We start from the raw sequence: 19617 nt of genomic DNA, 5'->3' as shown, positions 1-19617 counted from the left end.
GGCGCGCCCGGGGGCCGGCGTGGCCCGTCCCGGCTCTCCGTCGGCGGGAACGGGCCGCCCGGGAGCGGACGGCTGGGGCGGATGCGGGTGAACGGGCGGACGAGGTGCTCCACCTGGCGACCTACTCGTGGCGCTGCTGCGGATCGCCGAGCACGACCGTGGGCCCTCCTGGTTCCGGCCGTGGCTGGAGGCCGAGCGCGCCGCCAGGCAGCTCCGCTACTTGAACCCGGCGTTGCTTCCCGGCCTGTTCCATCCGCCGACGGCGGGTGGGTCGGGCACCTGGAGCACCAGCTCGGCGGGGCCGTGGTCGACGACGAGGACGGGGTGGCTGCCACGACCGCCCGCTCGCGGCCGTCGGTTCCGGCCCGGTGCAAACGGGGGCGCGCACGCGCGTCAGCCCAGCGCCTTGCGCAGCAGCGCCGTCAACTGGTCCTGCTCGTCGGGGGTGAGTCGTCCGACCGCCGTGCGGGCGAAGGTGAAGGCCGTGGCGAAGCGTCGGTTGACCTCGTCCCCCCGGGGGGTCCGCGTGACGAGCCGGGCGCGGCGATCCCGGGGATTCGGCTCGCGGGTCACCAGGCCGAGCGCTTCGAGACGTACGACGATCTGGGTGATGTTGGAGGCGTCGCAGCCGAGCTCCTCGGCCAGGGCGCCCATGCCCCGGCGCTCGTCGAGTCGCCCGAGCACACATGCCTGCGCCGGGCTGAGCGACAGCTCGGCCGCCGCCGCCTCGTAGGCGCGGTCGTACACGTCGACCAGGTCGAACAGGACGGCCTCGGCCGCGGACGAGGTGGTCACGGGTCCGTTCGGCAGCGCCATACCCCCAGCCTAGAGGCATTGCTTGATTCGCTCAAATATCCGTGCTCCAATAATCCTTGATTCACTCAAGTAACCGAGGGGGGCCGATGGAGAGCAGAGTCGAGCGCGGGGCGGGCGGCGCGAGCGTGGCGCCGGGGATGAACGCGGTCGTTCTCGACCGGTTCGGCGGCGTCGACGAACTCACGGCACGCCGGATACGGCTTCCCCGGGTCGGCGACGACGACGTCCTCATCCGGGTGGAGTTCGCCGGGGTCGGGTCCTGGGACGCGGGTGAGCGGGAGGGGGACTACGACGGCGTCTTCGGCGTCGCGTCGACCTTCCCGTACGTCCTCGGCTGGGACGCGGCGGGCACGGTGGCCGCCGTCGGGCGCGACGTCACCCGGTTCGAGGTGGGCGAGCGGGTCTACGCCGCGACGATGCCGGTGCCGCGGGGCGGCTGCTACGCCGAGTACACCGTCGTCGAGGCGGAGTTCGTGGCCCGCGTACCCGACCGGATGCCGACCGAACAGGCCGGCGCGATGGCCTGGGACGCCCTGACCGCGCTGAGCGGCCTCGACCTGCTCAACCTGCGGCCGGGCGGGACGCTCATGGTCTTCGGCGCCAGCGGGGGCATCGGGCACATGGCGGTGCAGCTGGCGCGGCACCGGGGCATCCGGGTGCTGGCCGTGGCCTCCGGCGCCGACGGTGTCGCCCTGGCCCGGCGACTGGGCGCCGATCACGCCGTTGACGGCCGCAGAGACGACGTGCTGGCCGCCGCGTTCGAGTTCGCGCCGGGCGGGCTCGACGCCGCTCTGGTCACCGTGGGAGGCGAGATCGCCGAACGGTCTCTCCGCGCGGTCCGGGAGTCGGGACGGATCGCCTGGCCGAACGGCGTCCTGCCCACGCCGGTGGCGTCGCCGGGGGCGACGGTGTCCCACTACGACGGGGATCGCAGCCGCATCGCCACCGACCGGCTGAACGCGATCATCGAGGCGAGCTCCTTCGAGGTCCACGTCGCCCGGACATTCCCGTTCGAGCGGGCCAGGGACGCGCACCGCGCCCTGGACGACCACTACGTCGGGAAGCTGGCCCTCAAGGTCGGATAGGACGCGACAAACGGCCCACAGTTACCTGAGCGACGCGGCCCGGAAGCCCCCGACGTGAGGGACTTCCGGGCCGCGTGACGATCATGTCCAGAGGCGGCGCTCAGTCGACGCCGAACTCCATCGCGGCGCGGTCGAGTGCCTCGTCGTCGGCGGAGGAGACGCCCCGGGAGGCGATGGCTTCCGCGCCGCCCTGCGGCATCGCACCGATCAGCCCGGTCGAGGCCGCCTGCGCGGCGCCGACCATCCGCTGCGGGGCCCCGCCGCCGACCATGCCGAGGTTCGCGTACTGCTCCAGCTTCGCCCGCGAGTCGGCGATGTCCAGGTTGCGCATGGTGAGCTGGCCGATCCGGTCCGACGGGCCGAATGCGGAGTCCTCGGTACGCTCCATCGACAGCTTGTCGGGGTGGTAGCTGAACGCCGGGCCGGTGGTGTCCAGGATCGAGTAGTCCTCGCCCCGGCGCAGCCGCAACGTCACCTCGCCGGTGACCGCCGTGCCCACCCAGCGCTGCAACGACTCGCGCAGCATCAGCGCCTGCGGGTCCAGCCAGCGCCCCTCGTACATCAGGCGCCCGAGGCGGCGGCCCTCGCTGTGGTAGTTCGCCAGGGTGTCCTCGTTGTGGATGGCGTTGACCAGCCGCTCGTACGCGGCGTGCAGCAGCGCCATGCCGGGCGCCTCGTAGATGCCCCGGCTCTTGGCCTCGATGATCCGGTTCTCGATCTGGTCCGACATGCCCAGGCCGTGCCGGCCGCCGATGGCGTTCGCCTCCAGCACCAGGTCGACAGGGCTGCCGAACTCCTTGCCGTTGATCGTCACCGGGCGGCCCTGGTCGAAGCCGATCGTGACGTCCTCGGTCGGGATCTCCACCGACGGGTCCCAGAACCGGACTCCCATGATCGGGCTGACCGTCTCGATGCCGGTGTCGAGGTGCTCGAGGGTCTTCGCCTCGTGCGTGGCGCCCCAGATGTTGGCGTCGGTGGAGTACGCCTTCTCGGTGCTGTCCCGGTACGGCAGGCCGCGTTCGAGCAGCCACTCCGACATCTCCTTGCGCCCACCGAGTTCGGTGACGAAGTCGGTGTCGAGCCACGGCTTGTAGATGCGCAGCTGCGGGTTGGCCAGCAGGCCGTACCGGTAGAACCGCTCGATGTCGTTGCCCTTGAAGGTCGAGCCGTCTCCCCAGATCTGGACGTCGTCGGAGATCATCGCCCGGACCAGCAGGGTCCCCGTCACGGCCCGGCCCAGCGGGGTGGTGTTGAAGTACGCCCGCCCGCCCGAGCGGATGTGGAAGGCCCCGCAGGTCAACGCCGCCAGGCCCTCCTCGACCAGGGCGGCGCGGCAGTCGACCAGCCGGGCGACCTCGGCGCCGTAGCTGAGCGCGCGACCGGGCACCGAGGCGATGTCCGGCTCGTCGTACTGGCCGATGTCGGCGGTGTAGGCGCAGGGGACGGCGCCCTTGTCGCGCATCCACGCGACCGCGACCGAGGTGTCGAGGCCGCCGGAGAAGGCGATGCCGACACGTTCGCCGATGGGCAGGGAGGTGAGAACCTTGGACACGGGGAAGATTATGCACCTGACCGCATGGCCATGCAAATGGAACCCGCCGTCACCACCTTCCCGGGCAGGACACCTAGGCCGGGTCGTCGCGGCCCAGCTCCCAGCAGGCCACGGCGGTGGCCGCCGCGACGTTGAGCGAGTCGACGCCCCGGCGCATCGGGATCACCACGCGGACGTCGCTGGCGTCCATCGCCGCCCGGGTCAGGCCGGCGCCCTCGGCCCCCATGAGCAGCGCCGCGCGGGCCCGCTGCGCCGCGTCGAGCCGCTGGATCGGCACCGCGTCCGGCGCAGGGGTCATCGCCAGCACGGTGAAGCCGGCCGCGCGGACGTCGCCGAGCGCGTCCGGCCAGGGGTCCAGCTTCGCGTACGGGATCGCGAAGACCTCGCCCATGCTGACCCGGACGCTGCGCCGGTACAGCGGGTCGGCGCAGGTCGGCGAGAGCAGCACGGCGTCCACGCCGAGCGCGGCCACCGCCCGGAAGATGGCCCCCAGGTTCGTGTGGTTGTTCACGTCCTCGAGGATCACCACCCGGCGCGCGGCGGCCAGCACCTCGGCGGCGGTCGGCAGCGGCTTGCGCCGGAACGACGCCAGCACGCCCCGGTGCACGTGGAACCCCGTGGCCCGTTGCAGCACGTCCTGGGTGGCGGCGTAGACGGGGGCGTCGCCGGTGTCCAGGTCGGCGAGCTGGTCGACCCGCTTGGCGTCCACCAGGTACGACCGGGCCGGGTAGCCGGCGCGCAGCGCCCGGCGCAGCACCAGCTCGCCCTCGGCGATGAACAGGCCGTGCGGCGGTTCCCAGCGGGTACGCAGCTCGACGTCGGTCAGCGCGCGGTAGTCGGCGATCCGGTCGTCGTCGGGGTCGGTGATCGGGTGGATGGGCACCCGCCCGATTCTGCCGGACGCGCCGCCGCCGCCCCGGGCCGCCCGACGGCGGAGCAACCCGTGGCGTTTTGTCCGGGTAGGACCGGGAATGGCGGGCCGGAGCGGCGGACCGACGGAAGGACAGTCAGGTGAACGCACGTCCCATGGGCACGCCGGGGCCGGCCCGCACCGACCACCCGGACGGATGGCGCGTCGACCTGGGCCCCCTGCCCCGCGACGCCACCGTCGCGGACCACATCGTGCACCGGTTGGCCGGCTGGGGCGTCCGCCGCTACTTCGGCTATCCCGGCGACGGCATCAACGGCCTGACCTCGGCGCTGCAACGCACCGGGGAGCGGGCGCAGTTCGTCCAGGTCCGGCACGAGGAGACCGCCGGCTTCGCGGCCTCGGCGCACGTCAAGTACGGCGGCGGGCCGCTCGGCTGCGCGCTGGTGACCAGCGGCCCCGGCGCGATCCACCTGCTCAACGGCCTGTACGACGCCAAGCTGGACCACCAGCCGGTGGTCGCCCTGGTCGGCCACACCGCGCTCACCGCCGAGGGCGGCGGCTACTACCAGGAGGTGGACCTGCTCGCCCTCTACAAGGACGTCGCGGCCGCCTTCCTGGCCCAGCTCGACCACCCCAGCCAGGTCCGCCACCTGGTCGACCGGGCCTGCCGCACGGCGCTGGCCCGGCGCACGGTCACCGCGCTGGTGCTGCCGTCCGACATCCAGGACGCGCCGGCCGTGCCGGAGCCACCGCACGCGCACGGCTTCTACCGCACCAGCGACGTGCCCGGCACCGGACCGACCGCGCCGCCGGAGGCGGACCTACGCCGGGCCGCCGAGGTGCTGGGCGGCGGCGAGCGGGTCGCCATGCTGGTGGGGCAGGGCGCGCTCGGCGCGGTGGACGAGGTCCGCGCGGTCGCCGACCGGCTCGGCGCGGGGGTGGCGGCGGCGCTGCTCGGGTTCGCCGCGGTGGACCACCGGGAGCCGTGGGTGACCGGCGCGATCGGCCTGCTCGGCACCCGACCCAGCTGGCAGCTGATGAACGAGTGCGACCGGCTGCTCATCGTCGGCAGCAACATGCCGTACTCGGAGTTCTACCCGCCGCAGGGGCAGGCCCGGGCGGTGCAGATCGACCGGGACGGCACGCAGTTGGGGCTGCGGTACCCGACCGAGGTGAACCTGACCGGGGACGCCGCCCTCACCCTGCGGGCCCTGCTGCGCGAGCTCGGCCCCGGGCCGGGACCGACCCGCTGGCGGGCGACGATCGGAAAGGCCACCACCGCCTGGCGCCGCACGCAGCGGGAACTGGCCGGGCAGGCCGCCGATCCGGTCAACCCGCAGCTGCTCTTCGCCACGCTCAGCGACCGGCTCCCCGACGACGTGATGATCTCGGTCGACTGCGGCACCACGACCGCCTGGTACGCCCGGCACCTCCAGGTCCGCCCCGGCATGCTGGCCAGCCTCTCCGGCACCCTGCTCTCGATGGGCGGCGCGATGCCGTACGCGCTGGCCGCCAAGTTCGCCCACCCGGACCGCCCGCTGGTGGCTCTGATCGGCGACGGCGCGATGCAGATGAACGGGGTCAACGAGCTGATCACGGTGGCCAAGTACTGGCGGAGCTGGTCGGACCCCCGCTTCGTGGTGCTCGTGCTCAACAACCGGGACCTGGCCTTCGTCAGCTGGGAGCAGCGCTCCAGCGAGGGCACGCCGATGTTCCCGGACAGCCAGCAACTGCCCGACATCGGCTACCACCGCTGGGCGGAGGTGCTGGGCCTGCACGGCGAGCTGGTCGACGCGCCGGAGCAGGTGCCGGGCGTCTGGGAGCGGGCGCTGAGCGCGGACCGGCCAGTGGTCGTCAACGCGCTGGTCGACCCGGCCGAGCTGATGCTGCCGCCGCACTTCACCGCCGAGCAGGCCCGCAACACCGCCGCCGCCGTGCTGCGCGGCGACACCGACTGGGCGGGCATCATCCGGCGGGGCCTGCCTACGGCGGTCGCCACCCTCCGGCCGGGGCGCGGCCGGGGCTGAGCCACGTCCCCCGGGGCTCAGTCCGCACGGCGGTAGCGCAGCAGCACCGACCTGCCGTCGAAGGTCCGCGACTCCACCAGGTGCAGTTTGATCCGCCCCGGGACCGAGAAGACCGGCTTGCCGCCGCCGAGCATCACAGGGTGGACGAAGATCTGGTACTCGTCGACCAGGCCGAGGTCGGTCAGCGCGCCGGCGGCCCCGGCACCGCCGTTGAGCAGCAGGTCGCCGCCCGGCTGCTCCTTGAGCGCGGTGACCTCCTTGCCGAGGTCACCGCCGCCGACCACCTGCGCGCCGTGCTCGGCGGCGGTGAGGGTGCGCGAGACCACCACCTTCGGCGTACGCCGCCAGATGGGCGCGAACGCGAGGTCGTGCGGGTGATCGGAGATCGACTCGGCCTGCGGCCAGTAGGCGGCCATGAACTCCCAGACCCGGCGACCGTAGAGGAACGCACCGGCCCGGTCGCACTGCGCCAGCGAGTACGCGGACAGCTCCGGCCCCATCTCCGGCCAGTCGAACTCGCCGTTCGGCCCCTCGATGAACCCGTCGAGCGACTGGTGCACCCCGTAGATGATCTTCCGCATGCCGCTGCTCCTCCTGGCCTCGGTCGCCCCTCGCGGGCGTTCTCGCCAAGTGGTCGGAGCGGCGTCGCCGGATCCGACAGCCCGGGACGACTTCTTCCCGGGCGGTCCCAAGGGTGGGGCAGCTCGACAGCGCGCGGTCAGCCGCGGCGCTCCAGCCAGCGGCGCAGGTCGGACAGGCGCTGGTCGTCCGCGGGCGACGGCCGCCGCTCCTCGGGCGGGCGGCGCTGTTCGACCGGCGGACGCTCCACCGGGCGGCGCGGGTCGCCGACCAGCTCTCGGCTCGGGGCGGCGAAGGCCTTCTCCGGCTCCTCGGCGACGGCCGTGCCGATGACCCGGGCGACCGCGTCGATCACCCTCGCCTGCACCGCCGCGCCCACCGAGTCGGTCGGGTCGTCCGGGTTGGCGGCGATCCCGGCGACCGCCACCTGCGGGGTGAAGCCGACGAAGGTCTCGGTGGCGTTCTTCTCCGAGCTACCGGTCTTGCCGGCCACCGGCCGGCCGTCGAGGATCCGGTTCACCGAGGTGGCCGTGCCCCCGTTGCACTGCCCGGACGCGGACTGCTGGCCGACCGGGCAGCGGGCCGCGTCGGTGGCGGCCCGGGCCACGTCGGCGTCGAGCACCCGGCGGCAGGACGGGTCGCCGACCGGCACCCGCTGGCCGTCGGCGGCGGTCACCGAGACCACCGGCAGCGGCGCGCAGTACGTGCCCTCGGCGGCCACCGTGGCGTACGCGTTGGCAAGGTCGAGCGGGGTGGTGGCGGTCACACCGAGGGTGAACGAGCCCCAGTCGGCGGCGTCGTTCTCGGCGAAGGTGGCGTCGGCGTCGGCCCGGAAGGTGATGCCGAGGCGCTTCGCCATCTCGACCACCTTCTCCTGCCCGACCTGTTCGGCCAGCCAGACGAAGTAGGTGTTCACCGAGCGGCCGAAGCCGTCCCACATCATCCGGTAGCCGTCCATCCACTCCGGGTTGGCGTTGGCCGGGCACCACCGGCCGTCGCAGCTGCCCTCGCCCTCGGCGGCGTACCGGGTGGGCAGCCGGCTGGGCGCGTCGAAGCCGGTGGCGAGCGGCTTGCCGGCCTCCAGCGCGGCGAGCATGGTGAAGAGCTTGAACGTCGAGCCGGCCTGGTAGCCGTCCACGCTGTCGCCGCCGGAGATCAGCGGGTTGACGGTGTTGGGGCGGTTGGCCTGCCCGGCCGGGTTGGCGTCGAGGCTGTAGTGCCGGTTGACCGCCATCGCCAGCACCCGGCCGGTGCCCGGTTCGACGGCGGCGATCGGCAGGGCGCGCTTGTTGTCGTAGGAGTAGACGCCGGTGGCCTGCTTCTGCGCGGTGGCCTGGATCCGCGGGTCGAGCGAGGTCACCACCGTGTAGCCGCCGCGGCGCAGCGCCTGCTCGCGCTCCTCGACGCTGGCCCCGAACTCGGGCTGCGCGAGCCACCACTGCCGCAGGTAGTCGCAGAAGAAGCCCCAGTCGTCGTGCCCCTGCGCGACGGCGGTGCAGCCGTTGGGCTGGGCGGTGGGGCGCAGCGTCAGCTTCTCGGCCCTGGCCCGCGCGGCCTCCTCGGCGCCGATCGCGCCGGTGGAGACCATCGAGTCCAGCACGTAGCCGCGGCGCTCCAGGGCGGCGTCCGCGTCACCGTCGATCGGGCTGTACGCCTCCGGCGACTGCACCAGGCCGGCGAGCAGGGCCGCCTCGCCGAGGGTCAGCTCCGCCGGGGACTTGGCGAAGTAGCGCTGGCTGGCGGCGGCGATGCCGTACGCCCCGGAGCCGAAGTACGCGATGTTCAGGTACCGGTTCAGGATCTCGTCCTTGCTCAGGCGCTGCTCCAGCGCCGTGGCGTACCGGATCTCCTGGATCTTGCGCCCGACGGTCTGCTCGGTGGCCGCGGCGCGCTCCTCGGCGGTGCGGCCGGGGTCGGTCTTGAGCACGTTGCGGACGTACTGCATGGTCAGCGTGGAGCCGCCCTGCTGGCCGCCGCCGGAGACGTTCGACACCACGGCCCGCAGCAGCCCGCGCAGGTCGGCGCCACCGTGGTCGTAGAAGCGCCGGTCCTCGGCCGCCACGATCGCCTGCCGCATCACCGGGGCGATCTCGTCGAGCGGCACGTCGGTGCGGTTGACGTCGTAGAACGTGGTGATCAGCGTCTTGCCGTCGTTGGCGTAGAGGTAGGAGCGTTGCGGCGTGACCGGGGTGCGCAGCGCCTCGGGCAGCGCGGCGTACGACCCGACCGCGGCCTTGGCGGCGAACCCGAGCAGCAGGTTTCCCGGTAGCGCGGCGACCGCCAGCACGAGGCCGGCGAGCACGCCGGCGAGCAGCACGGTGAACAGCCGCGACAGCGGCGGGCGGGGTGGGGCCATGGTCCCCAGGATTGCCACGTAAGGGGCCAACCGACCACCCCCGCAGCCCGGTTGTCAGCAATTTCACCGCCCGCGACCAGGGACTTCCCATCCACCCGCCCCCTCGGCCACCGCCCGCCCCGTGGGTACCGCCCGCCCCGGCGGCGCCCGCCGGTTCCGGTGGCCGTCGGTTCCGGTGGCCGGCGGTTCCGATGGCCGGCGGAGGCGATGGCCGGCGGAGGCGGTGCGGCGGGTCAGGTGGGCAGCGGGCCGTTCGGGCCGGGAGCGGCCGGGGCGGCGGCGAGGCTCGCGCTGGCGGCGTCGCGGGCGATGTCCCGGGGCACCAGGCGGCCGGAGCGGTAGCCGATGCCGATGCCGGAGATCAGCACGAAGATCGCGCCGAAGGTCTGCAACGAGCCGATCAGCGCGCCGCCCACGCCCAGCAGCGGGGCGGCGATCATCAGCATGGCGCCGTCGCCGATGCTGAACGTGCCAGACCGGGCCACCGACCAACCGGTCAGCAGCCAGCCCAGGCTGTAGCAGGTGGCGCCCACCAGCACGAGCGCCCGGGCGGTGGTGCCGAAGACCGGGGTCTGCTCCGCCAACCCCGCGAAGGGAAGCATGAGCACCGTGCCCGCGATGGAGACGAGCAGGCCGGCGACGGCCGCCCGGCGGCTGCGGGTCGCCGCCAGCAGCCCGGTCAGCGCCAGCAGGGCGAGCAGCCCGAGCCACACCGCCGCCACCCAGCCCACCAGGTAGAGGGGCCGGCCGTCGGCCGGGTACGGGTCGTTGCCCACCCCGCCGTCGCTACCCATCGCCACGACGGCGTAGAGGATGGCGTACGCGGGGAGCAGCCACACCGCGCCCCGGGCGAGCCGGCGCAGCGACCAGGCCCAGGTGGCGTTCGTGGCCGGCCCGATCGGCGTCGGCTCGACGAAGGGCAGCACCCCGAACCCCCCGCCGGTACGCCGACTGCCGAGCGGCCCGGCGGGATCGTGGGCACCGGGCACCGGGGCCGAGGACCGTACCCGCTTCGCCGGATCCTTCATGCGTCACCTCGCTCGTCCGACGAGCGGTGCGGGACGCGCCGGGGCGCCCCGATGCCTGCTCACCGCCCGTCCTAGGACCGATGGTGGCAGGCGACGGAGCGCCCCATGAGTGGTTCTCGCATTTCCGGGCCATCGCGCCCGGGGCCGGTCAGCCCCGTTCGCGCTGGTCGGCCGGGTCGTTCAGCAGGCTCGCCGGGGAGACCGGCTCCGGCGCCGGCAGCCCCTGCGGCCGGCCGCCGGTGGCCTGCGCCTCGGCGACGCGTACCTCGTCGTGGATCTGCTGCGCGGCGGCCGCCGCGGCCTGCGCGGCCTCGGCCGCCTCGCGCTCCACCTCGCTCGCGCCGTCGGCCGCCTCCGGCGCCGGCTCGTCGCCGACCATCCGGCTCAGCCCGCCGAGCGCGCCGCCCATGCCCTCCAGCGCCTTGGTCAGCTCGGCCGGCACGATCCAGACCTTGTTCGCGGTGCCGTTGGCGATCTGCGGCAGGGCCTGGAGGTACTGGTAGGCGAGCACCTTCTGGCTCGGGTTCGCCTGGTGGATCGCGTCGAACACCGTCTTGATCGCCTTGGCCTGGCCCTCGGCCTGGAGGATGCGGGCCTGCCGGTCACCATCGGCGCGCAGCACCGCGGACTGCTTCTCACCCTCGGCCGTGAGGATCTGCGACTGCTTGTGCCCCTCGGCGTTCAGGATCGCGGCCCGGCGGTCCCGCTCGGCGCGCATCTGCTTCTCCATCGAGTCGCGGATGCTCGCCGGCGGCTCGATCGCCTTGAGTTCGACCCGGGTGACCTTGATGCCCCACCGGCCGGTCGTCTCGTCCAACACGCCCGACAGGTGACGGTTGATCTGGTCGCGGCTGGTCAGCGCCCGCTCCAGGTCCAGCGAGCCGATCACGTTACGCAGCGTGGTGACGGTGAGCTGCTCGATGGCCTGGAGGAAGTTGGAGATCTCGTACGTGGCCCGGACCGAGTCGACGACCTTGAAGTAGAGGACCGTGTCGATCGAGACGACCAGGTTGTCGGAGGTGATCACCGGCTGCGGCGGGAAGCTGACCACCTGCTCGCGCATGTCGACCTTGGTACGCACCGCGTCGACGAACGGGACCAGGATGTTCAGCCCCGGGTTGAGCGTGCGCTTGTACCTGCCGAGCCGCTCGACCACGTCCTGACGCTGCTGCGGCACGATCCGCACCGCCTTGGCCAGGGTGATCACCCCGATCAGCGCGATGGCGATCAGTAGGACCGGGATCACAAGTTCCATGTACTCACCTTTTCGCTTCGGGTAGCTCGCCGGAAGGGGAAACGTCGTCCCGCCACACCAGGGCGGTGGCGCCCCGCACCTGGATCACCTGCACCCGGTCGCCGGGGGCGAAGTGCTGGCTCGCGTCGTAGGAGCGGGCCTGCCACAGCTCGCCGTCGATCTTCACCATGCCCTGCCCGGCGTCGACCTGCTCCAGCACCAGCGCCGTGCTGCCCTCGATCGCCTCCACGCCGAAGGGCAGCTCGCCGCTCTCGAGCGCGGAGCGGCGGTGCCTGCGCAGCGTGGGCCGCACGCCCAGCACCGTCAGCGCCGACACGCCGGCGAAGACGATCGCCTGCACCCCGACCGGGGCGCCGAGCGCCGCCGCTCCCGCGGCGGCCAGGGCCCCGACCGCGAACATGATCAGAAACAGCGTCGTCGTGAAGATCTCAGCGACCGCCAGAACGACACCCAGCACGATCCACAGCACGGCGTCCACCACCCGATCGTGACACGTCGAAGCACGTGGAGCCCACTGTCGAAGATCAGTAAGCTCGGCGGCACGCCGGCGGCCCACCCCGACGGCACCGGAATGCCCCGAGGAGAGCCCGTGTCCCTGTTACCCGAGACCACCCGCCAGGTCGATGCCCTCGTCGCCGGGGCCCAGTCCGCCGGCCGTACGCCGTCGCTGCTGATCGGCGTGGTGCGGGACGGCGCGCTGACCCACCTCGCCACCGCCGGCGAGCACCCGCGACCCGACGCCGACCTCCAGTACCGCCTCGGGTCGATCAGCAAGACCATGACCGCCACCCTGGTCCTGCAGGAGCGCGACGCCGGCCGGCTGGCCCTGGACGACCCGCTGGAGAAGCACCTGCCCGGCACCGGTGTGGGCACGCGCACGCTGCGGCAGCTGCTCGGCCACGCCAGCGGCCTGCGCCGCGAGCCGGACGGGCAGTGGTGGGAGCGCGCCGAGGTCGGGGACCTGACCACCCTGCTGGCCGGGGTGAGCGCCGCGAAGATCGCCTATCCCCCGCACCGCTCGTACCACTACTCCAACCTGGCGTACGGGCTGCTCGGCGGCGTGCTGGAACGGATCACCGGCACCCCCTGGGCCGAGCTGCTGCGCCAGCGCGTGCTGGAGCCGCTCGGCATGCGCCGCACCACGTACGCGGCGACCGAGCCGTTCGCCCGCGGCTACGTGGTGCACCCCTGGCACGACACGCTGCGGGAGGAGCCGCGTACGGACACCGGGGCGATGGCCCCGGCCGGGCAGCTCTGGTCCACCGCCGAGGACCTGGCCCGGTGGGCGGCCTTCCTGGCCGACCCGGCGCCGCAGGTGCTGGCGGCGCAGACGCTGACCGAGATGTGCGTCCCGGTGTCGATCAGCGACGTCGACTCGTGGACCGGCGGGCACGGCCTCGGGCTGGAGCTCTACCGGCAGGGCGAGCGGGTGTACGTCGGGCACGGCGGCTCGATGCCCGGCTACGTGGCCGCCCTGGCGGTGCACCGCCCGTCGCGCACCGGCGTGATCGGCTTCGCCAACTCGTACGGCTTCCGCACCGGCGGGATCGGCGGGCTCGCGCTCCGGGTCCTCACCACCGTGCTGGACGCCGAGCCGGTGTTCCCGCAGCCCTGGCGGCCGGCCGCCGCTCCCCCGCCCGCCGAGGTCGACGAGGTGACCGGCCGGTGGTGGTGGATGGGGGCGTCGCTCGACGTCACCTGGGACGCGGCCGCGGGTGAGCTGGTCGCGTACGTGCGCGGCGAGCGGGTCAGCGTGTTCGTCCCCGAAGGGCCCGACCGCTGGCGGGGTCGCTCCGGCCCGGAGAACGGCGAGATCCTGTCGGTGCTGCGCGACGATGCGGGGCGGGCGGTGGCGCTCGACATCGCCACCTTCGTCTTCACCCGCACCCCCGATCAGGAGCCCTGACCGTCCACGTTCCGCCCTGCGGCAGGCGACGACCCTTGACGCGGGGCGGGGCGGGCCGGGCTCCGGCTCTCCGCGCTCCGGCTCGCCACGCTCCGCGCTGCGGCTGCGGCTGCGGCTGCGGCTGCGGCTGCGGCTGCGGCTGCGGCTGCGGGAAACGACGCTCAGGCCGGTTCGGTGACGAAGTCGATCAGTCGTTCCATCGCGTTGATCAGCGGGGTCTCCACGTCGGCGAAACTGTCGACCCGGGACAGGATGTGTCGCCACATGTCCGCCGGCTCGGCGACCCCGAGCGCGGCGCAGACGCCCTCCTTCCACGGCCGCCCCGGCGGCACCACGGGCCACGCCGGGATGCCCAGCGCCGCCGGCTTCACCGCCTGCCACACGTCGACGTACGGGTGCCCGGTGACCAGCACGTGCGGGGAGGTCACCTTCGCAACGATCCGGCTCTCCTTGGAGCCGGCGACCAGGTGGTCGACGAGCACGCCGAGGCGCCGGCCGGGACCCGGTGCGAAGTCGCGCACCTCGGCGTCGAGCGCGTCGATGCCGTCCAGCGGCTCCACCACCACGCCCTCGATGCGCAGGTCGTCGCCCCAGATCCGCTCGACCAGGGCGGCGTCGTGGATGCCCTCCACCCAGATCCGGCTGGCCTTGGCGACCTGGGCGCGTACGCCGTCGACGGCGATCGAGCCGGAGGCGGTGCGGCGGCGGGCGGCCGGCACCGGGGCGCGGGTCGGCCGGCGCAGCGTCACGGGCCGGCCGTCGAGCAGGAACGCCGCCGGCAGCAGCGGGAAGTTGCGCCGGCGTCCGTGCCGGTCCTCCAGCACCACCGCGCCGGCCTCGAAGCCGACCACCGCCCCGCAGAAGCCGGAGTCGGCGTCCTCGACCACGAGGTCCGGCTCGGCGTCCACCTCGGGCGTGACCTTCCGCCGCCGCCAGTCCCCCGCCAGCACATCGTCCGCGTACCGCCCCATGCCGATCAAGCTAACCTCCCACCCCGCCCCCCGCACCCGACACGCCGCCACCCCGCCCCTCCCCGCCCACGTCGCGGCGATCATGCAGCTGTGGTCCCCCGCAAAAAGGGCAGAGATCGACGATCCGCCCGCCACAACTGCATGATCGACGGGGCTGCGGACAGTCGGAGCGGCAGTCGAGACAGGGGCGGCGGTGACCACGTACCCTTTCGGCATGTCCACCCCCGCAGCGGGCGCGGCCACTCTCACACCGCGCCGGTCGAGCCGGTTCGTTGCCTGGGTACGCGCGTGGCGTGCCGGGCTGGTGCCCTTCGACGAGGTCGCCGACGCCATCGCCGGCGACGAGGAGCACCTCGTCGCCGACGCGCCCGGCACCTGGACCGACGTCCCCCTGCCCCAGGCGCTGCCCACCCTCGCGAAGCTCTCGCCCGACGAGATCCGGCTCGTGCTGCCCGCACCCGGTGATCCGCGCGGGCTGCCCGGGCCGGGCGACTTCGCCGGCGCGGCGCTGGTCGCCGGTGAGGCGGTCGTCGCCGGGGGTCTCGGGCTGATCCCGCACGTGCGCACGCACACGTCCGGCTCCGGCGACACCTTCGAGACGGTGCTCTGGCGGGTCTACCCGCTGCCGGCCGACGCCCCGGCCGCCTCCCTCGCGTTGCCCGGCGCGGCCGAGGCCGAGGCCGAGCTGGCGGTGGCCCTGGCCGACACGACCGCCGCGCTGACCCGGTTGGACGTCGCCCAGTGGCGACCCGAGCTGGCCGGGGCACTGGAGGCGCTGCGCCGGCCGGACGGCGCCACCGACCTGCCGCCCGGTTTCGACCCGCGCGCCCGGCGGCTCTTCGCCCGGGCCGCCGTGCTCGACCGGGTGCTCGCGCTGGCCGGGCACGCCGCGCCGGGCGGCGCGATCAACAACTACGAGGCCCAGCAGCGCGACGCCGCGCTGCGCCCGCTGACCACCGCCTGCCGGCAGGCGCTGGTGGCCGCCTGCAACGCCCCGCTGCGGCCCTGAGCGCCGGTCAGATCTCGTCGACCAGGTCGGCGACGGAGTCGACGATCCGCGACGGACGGTACGGGTAGCGCTCCGCCTCGGCGCGGCTGCTGATGCCGGTCAGCACCAGGATCGTCTCCAGCCCGGCCTCCAGCCCGCAGAGGATGTCGGTGTCCATCCGGTCGCCGATCATCGCGGTCGTCTCGGAGTGCGCGTTGATCGTGTTCAACGCCGAGCGCATCATCATCGGGTTCGGCTTGCCGACGAAGTACGGCTCGATCCCCGTCGCCTTGGAGATCATCGCGGCGACGGAGCCGGCGGCCGGCAGCGCGCCCTCCACCGACGGGCCGGTCACGTCGGGGTTGGTGCAGATGAACCGGGCCCCGTCGTTGATCAGCCGGACCGCCTTGGTGATCGCCTCGAAGCTGTAGGTGCGGGTCTCGCCCAGGACCACGTAGTCCGGGGCGAAGTCGGTCAGCACGTAGCCGACCGCGTGCAGCGCCGTGGTGAGCCCGGCCTCCCCGATCACGTACGCGGTGCCGCCCGGGCGCTGGTCGGCCAGGAACTGGGCGGTGGCCAGCGCGGAGGACCAGATCGCCTGCTCCGGCACGTCGAGGCCCATCCGGCTCAGCCGGGCCGTGAGGTCGCGGGGCGTGTAGATCGAGTTGTTGGTGAGCACCAGGAACGGCTTGCCGGAGGCGCGCAGCCGGGAGACGAACTCCGGCGCCCCGGGCACGGGCTGGCCCTCGTGCACCAGCACGCCGTCCATGTCGGTCAGCCAGCTCTCCACCGGCTTGCGGTCCTGCATCGTCACTCGTTCCAGGGGTGTCGGGGCCGCCGGCGGGGCCGGCGTGGCGGTCAGGAGGCCGGATTCCCGGGTAGCGGGGCGGCGGCGGGGCGGCGGGCCGGGACGCAGCACACCGTGGGGCAGGTGTCCCACATGGGCAGCTCGCCGAGGCGGCGGCGCAGGGCGACCCCGTCGGGCTCGGTACGCTCCCGGACCAGCTCGCGGACCATCGCCACGAACCGGGGGTCGGTGCCGGGGGTGGCGGCCCGGACGAAGTCCAGCCCGAGCTGCCCGGCCGTCTGGCGCGCCTCGGTGTCCAGGTCCCACACCACCTCCAGGTGGTCGGAGACGAACCCGATCGGGCTGACCACCACGGCGGTGGTGCCGGCCTCGGCCAGCGTACGCAGGTGGTCGTTGACGTCCGGCTCCAGCCACGGCACCTGCGGCGGGCCGGAGCGGCTCTGCCAGACCAGGTCCCAGGGCAGGTCCGGGGCGGCCGCGGCGTGGACCAGCCGGGCGACCTCGGCGAGCTGCGCCTCGTACCGGCCGCCGTGCGGGCCGGCGTTGGCGGCCATCGAGTTCGGGATCGAGTGCGCGGTGAACACCAGCCGGGTGCCGCTCCGCTTCGCCGGGTCGAGCCGGCCGAGCGCCGCCCGCACCGCGTCGGCGTGCGGCTCGACGAAGCCGGGGTGGTCCCAGAACTGGCGGAGCTTGTCGATCAGCGGGGCGTCGGGGCCCACCGCCGCGCGGGCGGCGGCGATGTCCTCCTGGTACTGCCGGCAGGAGGAGTAGCCGCCGAAGGCGCTGGTCACGAACGCCAGGGCGTGGGTGACGCCGTCGTCGCGCATCTGCGCCACGGTGTCGGCGAGCATCGGGTCCCAGTTCCGGTTGCCCCAGTAGACGGGCAGGTCGACGCCGTTGGCGGCGAAGTCCTCCCGGACCGCCGCGAGCAGCTCCCGGCACTGCTGGTTGATCGGCGAGACGCCACCGAAGTGCTGGTAGTGCTCGGCGACCTCCGCCAGCCGCTCCGGCGGCACGCCCCGCCCCCGGGTCACGTTCTGCAGGAACGGCATCACGTCCTCGGGCCGTTCCGGTCCGCCGAAGGACACCAGGACCACCGCGTCGTACGCCATGACCGCATTCTCCCCGGTGGCCGCGCCGGCCGGGCGGGCCCCCCTGATGCCGCCCGTCCGGCGATGGTGCGCGGCGGGCGATCGGAGGGGCCCCTACCCCTCAGGCGCCGATGGCGTGGTAGCCGCCGTCGACGTGCACGATCTCGCCGGTGGTGGCCGGGAACCAGTCGGACAGCAGCGCCAGGCAGGCCCGCGCGGCCGGCTCCTGGTCGGTGAGGCTCCAACCCAGCGGCGCGCGCTCGGCCCAGGCCTGTTCGAACTGGTCGAAGCCGGGGATCGACTTGGCGGCGATGGTGCGCAGCGGCCCGGCGGCCACCAGGTTGCTGCGGATGCCCTGCTTGCCCAGGTGCAGCGCCAGGTAGCGGGAGGCGGACTCCAGCCCGGCCTTGGCCACGCCCATCCAGTCGTAGACGGGCCACGCCTTCGTGGCGTCGAAGGTCAGGCCGACCACCGCGCCGCCGGCGGACATCAGCGGCAGCGCCGCCATGGCCAGGGACTTGTAGGAGTACGTGGAGACGTGCAGCGCGGTCGCCACGTCCTCCCAGGGGGCGTCGAGGAAGCCACCGCCGAGGCAGCTCTGCGGGGCGAAGCCGATCGAGTGCACCACCCCGTCCAGGCCGTCGACGTGCTCGCGCACGCGGTCGCCGAGCCCGGCGAGGTGGTCGGCGTCGGTCACGTCCAGCTCGATCACCGGGGCGGGCTCGGGCAGTCGCCTGGCGATCCGCTCCACCAGGGAGAGCCGGCCGTAGCCGGTGAGCACGACCTGCGCCCCGTTCTCCTGGGCGAGCTTCGCCACCGAGAAGGCGATCGACGCGTCGGTGATGACGCCGGTGACCAGCAGCCGCTTACCGGCGAGCAGTCCGGACATGCAGGGATTCCTCCGTAGTTCTCAGTGACCGCTTGTCAGTGGCCGGTGCCGCTTGTCAGTGGCCCATGCCGAGGCCGCCGTCGACCGGGATGACGGCGCCGGAGACGTAGCCGGCGGCGTCGCCGGCCAGCCAGGTGACCACGCCCGCGATCTCGTCCGGCTGGGCGAACCGGTTGGCGGGGATGGCCTTGCGGTACTCGGTCCTGCGGGCCTCGGGCAGGCCGGCGGTCATGTCGGTCTCCACGTAACCGGGCGCGACCACGTTGGCGGTGATGTTGCGGCTGCCCAGCTCGCGGGTGATCGAGCGGGCCACGCCCACCAGGCCGGCCTTGCTCGCCGCGTAGTTGACCTGGCCGGGGCCGCCGTAGAGGCCGACCACCGAGGAGATGAAGATCATCCGGCCCCACTTCGCGCGGAGCATCTTGCCCGACGCGCGCTTGGCACAGCGGAACGCGCCCGTCAGGTTGGTGTCCAGCACGCGGGTGAACTGCTCCTCCGACATCCGCAGCAGCAGCGTGTCGTCGGTGATCCCGGCGTTGGCCACGAGCACCTCCACCGGCCCCAGCTCGGCCTCGACCGCGGTGAACGCCGCGTCGACCGACGCGGAGTCGGTCACGTCGCAGCGGACCCCGAACAGCCCCTCGGGTGCATCGCCGCTGCGGTGGGTCACCGCCACCCGGTCGCCCTGCTTGGCGAAGGCCTGCGCGATGGCGAGGCCGATCCCCCGGTTGCCGCCGGTCACCAGGACGGTACGGGCCACGGTTCCCCCTGTAGTTCAGTGATCTCCCGGTCGGTCGGAGCCTAGGCGTTACCGGCAGGTAAGCGCTAACGGCGGGCACGTCCGGCCCGGCGCGGCGTCGCCCGGCACCGGCCCGCGCCCCGCCCCGAAGTCCGGGCGGCGGGCCCCTCGGACGAGGCCCGTCCGGCCGCTCGGCCGAGTGCGGCGACGGCGACCGGCGGGTGTACGATGATCCGCGTTTGCGGGCCGTGCGGTCCGCTTCCGGGCCCCGCCGACCGCAGGAGGTGATCGCTGTGCGAGATAGCGATCCTCCCAGTCGTGGCCGGGCCGAACGTCAGCCCCGCTGAGCCACGACTCAGCAGGTGAGCTGACCCAGCTCCGCTCCCCGCCTCCGCCCGGTCACCGGCCCCGCGCCGGACGACCGCGCCGCGCCGCCCGTCGCCCGGGCGGTCGCCGGGAGCCGCCCGGTCACGACTTCGTGTGCGCGTCCTGATCCACCCCCTGCGGTCCGCCCCGCACGCGCGGACCGTCCAGTCGCCACCCGGAGCCGTCCATGAGCCGCTACGTCGCCCCGCTGGGCTTCACCCTCGCCGCCGTCTGGGTGGCCGTCGTCTTCGTCCTGGCCGGCGGCGGCGCGCACTGACCGCCACCGGCCC

Annotated in this window: 17 protein-coding genes and 1 pseudogene; 5 read left to right on the top strand and 13 right to left on the bottom strand. The window is 73.8% G+C overall.

What is annotated here, in order from left to right:
- Positions 1-92: 92 nt before the first annotated feature.
- A pseudogene (locus AB0883_RS20110) lies at positions 93-247 on the top strand (DNA-binding protein); the annotation flags it as partial.
- A 146-nt stretch (positions 248-393) separates the two neighbouring features.
- Here AB0883_RS20110 and AB0883_RS20105 read toward each other — a convergent pair.
- Entirely contained in the window at positions 394-816 is a 423-nt protein-coding gene (locus AB0883_RS20105) for a MarR family transcriptional regulator (RefSeq protein WP_366642700.1), read from the bottom strand.
- An 86-nt stretch (positions 817-902) separates the two neighbouring features.
- Between AB0883_RS20105 and AB0883_RS20100 the strand changes: the two genes are divergently transcribed.
- Positions 903-1901: an NADP-dependent oxidoreductase gene (locus tag AB0883_RS20100; protein WP_366642699.1), complete on the top strand. Its 999-nt coding sequence runs from the start codon at positions 903-905 to the stop codon at positions 1899-1901.
- 100 nt (positions 1902-2001) lie between these two features.
- Here the strand turns inward: AB0883_RS20100 and argG are convergent, their stop codons facing one another.
- Both argG and AB0883_RS20090 read right to left on the bottom strand, forming a co-directional pair.
- Positions 2002-3453, bottom strand: coding sequence for an argininosuccinate synthase (gene argG, locus AB0883_RS20095; protein ID WP_366642698.1), 1452 nt, complete (start codon positions 3451-3453; stop codon positions 2002-2004).
- Between the two features lie 73 nt (positions 3454-3526).
- Positions 3527-4336 carry an RNA methyltransferase gene (locus AB0883_RS20090; RefSeq protein ID WP_366642697.1) on the bottom strand — a complete coding sequence of 270 codons (810 nt, stop codon included), beginning with the start codon at positions 4334-4336 and terminating at the stop codon, positions 3527-3529.
- A 143-nt stretch (positions 4337-4479) separates the two neighbouring features.
- Here AB0883_RS20090 and AB0883_RS20085 point away from each other — a divergent pair, with 143 nt between their 5' ends.
- Positions 4480-6351 (top strand): thiamine pyrophosphate-requiring protein, encoded by a 1872-nt coding sequence (locus AB0883_RS20085; RefSeq protein WP_366643007.1) that lies wholly within the window; start codon positions 4480-4482, stop codon positions 6349-6351.
- 17 nt (positions 6352-6368) lie between these two features.
- On the opposite strand, the gene AB0883_RS20080 is transcribed toward AB0883_RS20085, so the two are convergent.
- The 5 genes from AB0883_RS20080 to AB0883_RS20060 form a co-directional block, all read right to left on the bottom strand.
- Positions 6369-6932, bottom strand: a complete 564-nt coding sequence (locus AB0883_RS20080) for a dihydrofolate reductase family protein (protein ID WP_366642696.1) — start codon at positions 6930-6932, stop codon at positions 6369-6371.
- A 137-nt stretch (positions 6933-7069) separates the two neighbouring features.
- Positions 7070-9286: a transglycosylase domain-containing protein gene (locus tag AB0883_RS20075; RefSeq protein WP_366642695.1), complete on the bottom strand. Its 2217-nt coding sequence runs from the start codon at positions 9284-9286 to the stop codon at positions 7070-7072.
- 233 nt (positions 9287-9519) lie between these two features.
- Positions 9520-10314, bottom strand: coding sequence for a hypothetical protein (locus AB0883_RS20070; protein ID WP_366642694.1), 795 nt, complete (start codon positions 10312-10314; stop codon positions 9520-9522).
- A 148-nt stretch (positions 10315-10462) separates the two neighbouring features.
- A complete protein-coding gene (locus tag AB0883_RS20065) occupies positions 10463-11569 on the bottom strand; it encodes an SPFH domain-containing protein (protein ID WP_366642693.1) in 1107 nt (368 codons plus the stop codon).
- Positions 11570-11573: 4 nt separating this feature from the next.
- Complete coding sequence (locus tag AB0883_RS20060; protein ID WP_366642692.1) at positions 11574-12047, bottom strand: NfeD family protein; 474 nt, start codon at positions 12045-12047, stop codon at positions 11574-11576.
- A 111-nt stretch (positions 12048-12158) separates the two neighbouring features.
- On the opposite strand from AB0883_RS20060, the gene AB0883_RS20055 reads away from it, so the two are divergent.
- Complete coding sequence (locus tag AB0883_RS20055; RefSeq protein WP_366642691.1) at positions 12159-13475, top strand: serine hydrolase domain-containing protein; 1317 nt, start codon at positions 12159-12161, stop codon at positions 13473-13475.
- A gap of 161 nt (positions 13476-13636) precedes the next feature.
- Here the strand turns inward: AB0883_RS20055 and AB0883_RS20050 are convergent, their stop codons facing one another.
- Positions 13637-14446 carry a DUF3097 domain-containing protein gene (locus tag AB0883_RS20050; RefSeq protein WP_366642690.1) on the bottom strand — a complete coding sequence of 270 codons (810 nt, stop codon included), beginning with the start codon at positions 14444-14446 and terminating at the stop codon, positions 13637-13639.
- Positions 14447-14660: 214 nt separating this feature from the next.
- Between AB0883_RS20050 and AB0883_RS20045 the strand changes: the two genes are divergently transcribed.
- Entirely contained in the window at positions 14661-15455 is a 795-nt protein-coding gene (locus tag AB0883_RS20045; protein ID WP_132238744.1) for a hypothetical protein, read from the top strand.
- Positions 15456-15462: 7 nt separating this feature from the next.
- Here AB0883_RS20045 and AB0883_RS20040 read toward each other — a convergent pair whose 3' ends face one another.
- From AB0883_RS20040 to fabG, 4 genes are all read right to left on the bottom strand, one after another.
- Complete coding sequence (locus AB0883_RS20040) at positions 15463-16374, bottom strand: HAD-IIA family hydrolase (RefSeq protein ID WP_366642689.1); 912 nt, start codon at positions 16372-16374, stop codon at positions 15463-15465.
- Positions 16293-17354, bottom strand: a complete 1062-nt coding sequence (locus tag AB0883_RS20035; protein WP_366642688.1) for a ferrochelatase — start codon at positions 17352-17354, stop codon at positions 16293-16295. Before AB0883_RS20035 ends, AB0883_RS20040 begins: the two co-directional genes overlap by 82 nt.
- Positions 17355-17454: 100 nt before the next feature.
- Positions 17455-18222, bottom strand: coding sequence for an enoyl-ACP reductase FabI (gene fabI, locus AB0883_RS20030; protein ID WP_366642687.1), 768 nt, complete (start codon positions 18220-18222; stop codon positions 17455-17457).
- A 55-nt stretch (positions 18223-18277) separates the two neighbouring features.
- Positions 18278-18982 (bottom strand): 3-oxoacyl-ACP reductase FabG, encoded by a 705-nt coding sequence (gene fabG / locus AB0883_RS20025; RefSeq protein WP_366642686.1) that lies wholly within the window; start codon positions 18980-18982, stop codon positions 18278-18280.
- Positions 18983-19617 lie beyond the last annotated feature (635 nt).

Origin of the sequence: Micromonospora sp. NPDC047812 (genome assembly GCF_040704175.1) — a bacterium.
Taxonomy (GTDB): domain Bacteria; phylum Actinomycetota; class Actinomycetes; order Mycobacteriales; family Micromonosporaceae; genus Micromonospora.
The sequence above is the reverse complement of the archived record's forward strand: the minus strand, read 5'-3'. Positions and strand labels throughout refer to the sequence as shown.